This window comes from Plasticicumulans sp., assembly GCF_035331805.1.
Taxonomy (GTDB): domain Bacteria; phylum Pseudomonadota; class Gammaproteobacteria; order Competibacterales; family Competibacteraceae; genus Plasticicumulans.
In genome coordinates this window covers 1,516-7,163 of sequence record NZ_DAOLKE010000183.1, presented here as the reverse complement: position 1 = coordinate 7,163, position 5,648 = coordinate 1,516, and the positions used below count along the sequence as shown (strand labels likewise).

Annotated in this window: 8 protein-coding genes; 5 read left to right on the top strand and 3 right to left on the bottom strand. The window is 67.4% G+C overall.

Going from position 1 to position 5,648, the window contains the following annotated elements:
• The first annotated feature begins 126 nt into the window (after positions 1-126).
• The gene (locus tag PKE44_RS12695; protein ID WP_324551757.1) at positions 127-588 is read left to right on the top strand and encodes a carboxypeptidase regulatory-like domain-containing protein; all 462 of its coding nucleotides are present in this window, start codon (positions 127-129) and stop codon (positions 586-588) included.
• Between the two features lie 97 nt (positions 589-685).
• On the opposite strand, the gene bfr is transcribed toward PKE44_RS12695, so the two are convergent.
• From bfr to PKE44_RS12680, 3 genes are all read right to left on the bottom strand, one after another.
• Positions 686-1,174 (bottom strand): bacterioferritin, encoded by a 489-nt coding sequence (gene bfr / locus PKE44_RS12690; protein ID WP_324551756.1) that lies wholly within the window; start codon positions 1,172-1,174, stop codon positions 686-688.
• Positions 1,175-1,275: 101 nt separating this feature from the next.
• The gene (locus PKE44_RS12685; protein ID WP_324551755.1) at positions 1,276-1,992 is read right to left on the bottom strand and encodes an LrgB family protein; all 717 of its coding nucleotides are present in this window, start codon (positions 1,990-1,992) and stop codon (positions 1,276-1,278) included.
• Entirely contained in the window at positions 1,989-2,372 is a 384-nt protein-coding gene (locus PKE44_RS12680; RefSeq protein ID WP_324551753.1) for a CidA/LrgA family protein, read from the bottom strand. Before PKE44_RS12680 ends, PKE44_RS12685 begins: the two co-directional genes overlap by 4 nt.
• A gap of 202 nt (positions 2,373-2,574) precedes the next feature.
• On the opposite strand from PKE44_RS12680, the gene PKE44_RS12675 reads away from it, so the two are divergent.
• The 4 genes from PKE44_RS12675 (at position 2,575) to PKE44_RS12660 (ending at position 5,648) form a co-directional block, all read left to right on the top strand.
• Positions 2,575-4,182 carry a carboxyl transferase domain-containing protein gene (locus PKE44_RS12675; RefSeq protein WP_324551751.1) on the top strand — a complete coding sequence of 536 codons (1,608 nt, stop codon included), beginning with the start codon at positions 2,575-2,577 and terminating at the stop codon, positions 4,180-4,182.
• A gap of 66 nt (positions 4,183-4,248) precedes the next feature.
• Entirely contained in the window at positions 4,249-4,551 is a 303-nt protein-coding gene (locus tag PKE44_RS12670) for a type II toxin-antitoxin system RelE/ParE family toxin (protein WP_324551749.1), read from the top strand.
• A complete protein-coding gene (locus tag PKE44_RS12665; RefSeq protein WP_324551748.1) occupies positions 4,548-4,835 on the top strand; it encodes an addiction module antidote protein in 288 nt (95 codons plus the stop codon). Before PKE44_RS12670 ends, PKE44_RS12665 begins: the two co-directional genes overlap by 4 nt.
• 12 nt (positions 4,836-4,847) lie before the next feature.
• Complete coding sequence (locus PKE44_RS12660; RefSeq protein ID WP_324551747.1) at positions 4,848-5,648, top strand: enoyl-CoA hydratase/isomerase family protein; 801 nt, start codon at positions 4,848-4,850, stop codon at positions 5,646-5,648.

The window sequence follows — 5,648 nt, the reverse complement described above, 5'->3', positions numbered from 1 at the left end:
CTCCTGATCAGCGATGTACCGGGTTTTCAGGTACTTGCGTCGGCTGCCGGAACCCGGCGCACCGCGGGTGGTCGATGCAGGTGCTCGCCCTGATGGGCCTTTGCCATCCCCCCGGAGGAAGCCATCATGAACATGCCTGTTCGCGGCCGCGGTATCGCCCTCGGCATCATCGCCCTCGGTTTCGCCACCACGGCTGCAGCCGGTTCGGCGGTCGGCTCGACCATGGTGCTGGCGGCAGCGCCGACCGAAATGCCGGTGATCCAGCAGTCCGGCACGATCCGCTACCTGAGCGGCGGTGTCGGCGATGAAGAACGCACCGCGATGAATCAGGTCGAGAACCAGTTCAATCTCGGCATCACGCTGGCGACGGCCAACGGTTCGTTCCTGAGCGATGCGCAGATCCGCATCAGCGACCACAAGGGTTCGACCGTGCTCGAAACCGTGCCGAACGGCCCGATGCTGTTCGTGCAGCTGCCGCCCGGCGAATACAAGGTCGATGCCCAGGGCTTCGGCCAGCACTACTCGAAGACCGTCCACGTCGGCGAACGCATGAGCAAGATCACGTTCACGTGGCCGGCGCAGGGCTGATCATCGCCCGCATCGGCTGAAAGCCTGAAAAGCCAGCGCCCCGACCGTCTGCCGGTCGGGGCGCTGGCTTTTCAGGGATGATGGAAAAACCGCGGGATCAGCTCGCCGACGGCGCCTGGCCCATCTGCGACTGCAGGTAGTTCTCCAGCCCGATCCGGTCGATCAGGCCGAGCTGCTGCTCCAGCCAGTGCGCGTGGTCTTCCTCGGTGTCGGCGAGCAGCGGCAGCAGTTCGTTGCGCGTCTGGTAGTCGCCGAGCTGCTCGCACTGCGCGATCGCGGCGCGCAGGGCGCCGACCACCTGGTATTCGAGCGCAAGGTCGTTCTTCAGCATCGACTCGACATCGCTGCCGAGCGCGAGCGGATCGCGGCTGGCGACATCGGGCCTGCCTTCGAGGAACAGGATGCGTTCGATCAGCACCTGCGCGTGCTGGCGTTCCTCTTCCATCTCGTGGTGCGTGCGCTCCCAGAGCGCGTGCAGGCCCCAGTCGAGGTAGCGGTGCGCGTGGTACAGGTACTGGTCGGCCGCGCTCAGTTCGCCGGTCAGCAGCTGGTTCAGGGTGGCGATGATCTGCGGGTTGCCTTGCATCGTTGCGGGCCTTTGACAGGAACAGGGAAGGGACGGACCGCGCCTCAATAACGCGATCGGCCGTATTTGTCATCCGTTCTCATTTGTCCGGCCGCGGTCGTTCAGCCGGACAGCCGCACCAGCAACGGCAGCAGCAGCGCGGTGACGATGCCGTTCAGCCCCATCGCCAGCGCCGCGAAGGCACCGGCGTCCGGGTGGATCTGGTGGGCGCGGGCGGTGCCGACCGCGTGTGCCGCCAGTCCGGCGGCGAAGCCGCGCACGGCCATGTCCTCGATGCGCAGGCGGTTCAGCAGGCCGCGCGCCATCATCGCGCCGGAGATGCCGGTCACCGCCACCGCCACCGCCGCCAGCGACGGGATGCCGCCGATGCGCTCGGCCACGCCCATCGCGATCGGCATCGTCACCGACTTCGGCGCCAGCGACATCAGCGTCGCGCGCGAGGCACCGAGCGCCCAGGCGATGCCGATGGCACTGCCGATCGAGGTCAGCGCGCCGGCGAACAGCGCGATCAGCAGCGGCCGGAGCATCGTCTTCAGCCGGCCGAACACGCTGTACAGCGGTACGGCCAGCGCCACGGTCGCCGGGCCGATCAGGAAGTGCACGAACTTCGCGCCCTCGAAGTACACCGGATACGGCGTGCCGGTCACGAGCAGCACCGAAACCACGATGACGACGCCGACCAGCACCGGCGTGAACAGCGGATTGGCCTTGCTGATGCGAAACAGCCAGACGCCGGTCAGATACGCGAGCACGGTCACGAGCAGCCACAGCAGCGGCGAGGCGGCCAGATACACCCAGAGCTGGAACAGGTCGTTCATGACGGCGTACCCGCATCCGGACCGTTATCCGCGTCGCCGTGCGCCCGTCGTGCCAGCAGATGCTTCAGCAGCAGCGCGGTCACGACCAGCGTCAGCGCCGTCGCCAGCACGCCGGAGACGACGAAGGCCACGCCATCGGCGGCGACCTTCTGCCAGTGGATCATCACGCCGCTGACCGCCGGGATGAACAGCAGCATCAGGTTGCCGATCAGCGACTGCGACAGTGCCCGCAGCCCTTCGGGCACGCGCCCGTGCACGAGCAGCGCCACGAACAGCAGCAGCATGCCGAGCAGCGGCCCCGGAAACGGCAGGCCGAAGCCCTGCACACCGACCTCGCCGAGGAACTGGAAGAACAGCAGCACGGCAAACGCCTGGATCATCGCGAACAACTCCTCGGCCGTGACACGCCGGCCGGGCAGGGGGGAAGGAACGCCGGGGGGATCAGCGTGGTGTTGCGCTTATAGCCAGCTCCGGCCGGCGGACGCATGCGGCACATGCCAGCCAGACGCCGATGCACCAGCGGCAGGCGGCTGACGCGTGCGTCAACTAGATTCGCGCCGCCGTCCCGCCCGGAGCCTGCCGATGAGCACGCTGCATTCGAGCCTGAACCCGCGCGCCGGGGAGTTCCGCCGCAATGCCGAAGCCATGGCCGCGCTGGTCGCCGACCTGCGCGCGCAGGTCGCGGACATCGCGCGCGGCGGCGGCGATGCGGCGATGCGCCGGCACGTCGCGCGCGGCAAGCTGCCGGTGCGCGAGCGCATCCGCACGCTGCTCGACGTCGGCTCGCCGTTCCTGGAGTGCTCGCAGCTCGCCGCGCACGGGGTGTACGCCGAGCCGGTGCCGGCCGCCGGGCTCGTTACCGGCATCGGCCGCATCCACGGCCGTGAATGCGTGATCGTCGCCAACGACGCCACGGTCAAGGGCGGCACCTACTACCCGCTGACGGTGAAGAAGCACCTGCGCGCGCAGGAGATCGCGCGCGAGAACCATCTGCCCTGCGTGTACCTGGTCGATTCCGGCGGTGCGCACCTGCCGAACCAGGACGAGGTCTTTCCGGATCGCGAGCACTTCGGCCGCATCTTCTACAACCAGGCGACGCTCTCGGCGCTCGGCATCGCGCAGATTGCCGTGGTCATGGGCTCGTGCACGGCCGGCGGTGCCTACGTGCCGGCGATGGCCGACGAATCGATCATCGTGCGTGCTCAGGGCACGATCTTCCTGGCCGGCCCGCCGCTCGTGCGCGCCGCGACCGGCGAGGTGGTCAGTGCCGAGGAACTCGGCGGTGCCGACGTGCACTGCCGCCGCTCGGGCGTCACCGATCACTACGCGCTCGACGATGCGCACGCGCTCGGTCTGGCGCGGCGCGCGGTCGCGAACCTGAACCGCGTCAAGCCCGTCGGACTCGCGCTGCTGCCGGCGCGCGAGCCGCTGCATCCGCCCGAAGAGCTGCACGGCGTGATCCCGGCCGATCCGCGCCAGCCCTACGACGTGCGCGAGGTCATCGCGCGCCTCGTCGATGCCAGCGAGTTCGACGAGTTCAAGGCGCTGTACGGTCCGACGCTGGTCACCGGCTTCGCGCACCTGTACGGCTATCCGGTCGGCATCGTCGCCAGCAACGGCGTGCTGTTCTCGGAGGCGGCGCTGAAGGGCGCGCACTTCGTCGAGCTCTGCTGCCAGCGCGGCATCCCGCTGGTGTTCCTGCAGAACATCACCGGCTTCATGGTCGGGCGCCGCTACGAGGCCGGCGGCATCGCCAAGGACGGCGCGAAGATGGTCACCGCCGTCGCCTGCGCGCAGGTGCCGAAGTTCACGGTGCTGATCGGCGGCAGCTTCGGGGCCGGCAACTACGGCATGTGCGGGCGCGCCTACGGGCCGCGCTTCCTGTGGATGTGGCCGAACGCGCGCATCAGCGTCATGGGCGGCGAGCAGGCCGCCGGCGTGCTCGCGCAGGTGAAGCGCGAGGCGATCGAACGCGACGGCGGCCAGTGGAGCGCCGAAGACGAGGATGCCTTCAAGGCGCCGATCCGCGCGCAGTACGAAACCCAGGGCCACCCGTACTACGCCAGCGCCCGGCTCTGGGACGACGGCATCATCGATCCGGCCGACACGCGCCGGGTGCTCGGCCTCGGCATTTCGGCGGCGCTGAACCGGCCGATCGAAAGGACGGGGTTCGGGGTGTTCCGGATGTGAGACGGCAAGCGGACGGAATCAAGAAGCGGCTTGTCAGTCTGTATCCAGTCGGATACGGTTGACGCCATGTACACCGTGCTCAGATCCAGCGATTTCGATGCGTGGCTTTCCGCTCTCAATGACCATACCGGCAAAGCGCGGATTCTGTCCCGTATCGATTCAGCCGAACGCGGCAATCTCGGCGACTGCGCATCGGTCGGCGATGGCGTACATGAGATGCGCGTGCATGTCGGACCCGGCTATCGGGTCTATTTCACGATACGTGGCCGACTGATGATCTTCCTGCTGCTCGGTGGCGACAAGTCAACGCAGAAAAAGGATATCAGGCGCGCCAAGGCTATTGTCAAACTGCTCGGGGACGCGCCATGACTACATTTTCCAGATATGATGCAACGGATTATCTCGACAATGAGGAAGTCATTGCCGAATATCTGTCGGCTGCCCTGGAGGACCCAGACCCCGACGTACTGTTGGCCGCACTGGCAAATGTTGCCAAGGCGCGCGGCATTGCTCAATTGGCCAGGGAAACCGGTCTCGGTCGGGAAAGTCTGTACAAGGCGCTTGCTCCCGGCGCAAAACCAAGATACGAAACGATAGCCAAGTTGTTGAATGCACTCGGGGTAAGATTGCAGGCGCACACCCTGAATTCCTGAAGTTCCGCCCGGATGCATGGCGTGAATCGTATGGCTATTGAAGCTAGTTTGACTGCAAGGCATGTCGCAATCGTTACGCTTCATCGTCCAGAACTGCATAACGCTTTCGACGACGCGCTGATCGCCGAGCTGACGGCGGAATTACGGCGCCTCGACGCCGATGATTCGGTCCGCATCGTCGTGCTCGCCGCGGCCGGCAAAAGCTTTTCAGCCGGCGCCGACCTGCACTGGATGCGGCGCATGGCTGCTTACGACGAGGCGCAGAACCTCGCTGACGCCCGCGCGCTGGCCGAACTGATGCGCACGCTCGATGGCCTGTCGAAGCCGGTCATCGCTCAGGTGCAGGGCGCGGCGTATGGCGGCGGGGTCGGGCTGATCGCCTGCTGCGATGTCGTGATCGCCGCCGAAACCGCGAGTTTCTGTCTGTCCGAAACCCGGCTCGGGCTGATCCCGGCGGTGATCTCGCCGTACGTGGTCGCCGCGATCGGCGCGCGTCAGGCACGGCGCTGGTGCGTCACGGCCGAAGCCTTTGACGCCGCGACCGCGCTGCGGCTCGGGCTGGTGCACGAAGTGGTCGCGCCAGAACGGCTGGCGGCGCGCGTCGATGAACTGCTGGCGACGCTCGCCGGCAACGGTCCGCAGGCGATGCGCGAAGCCAAGCGGCTGGTGCGCGACGTGGCCGGCCGCCCGCTCGACGCGGCGCTGATCGACGACACCGCCCGACGCATCGCCCGCCTGCGCGCCAGCCCCGAGGGCCGCGAAGGGGTTTCGGCGTTTCTCGACAAGCGGGCGCCGGCGTGGCGTGACGGCTGA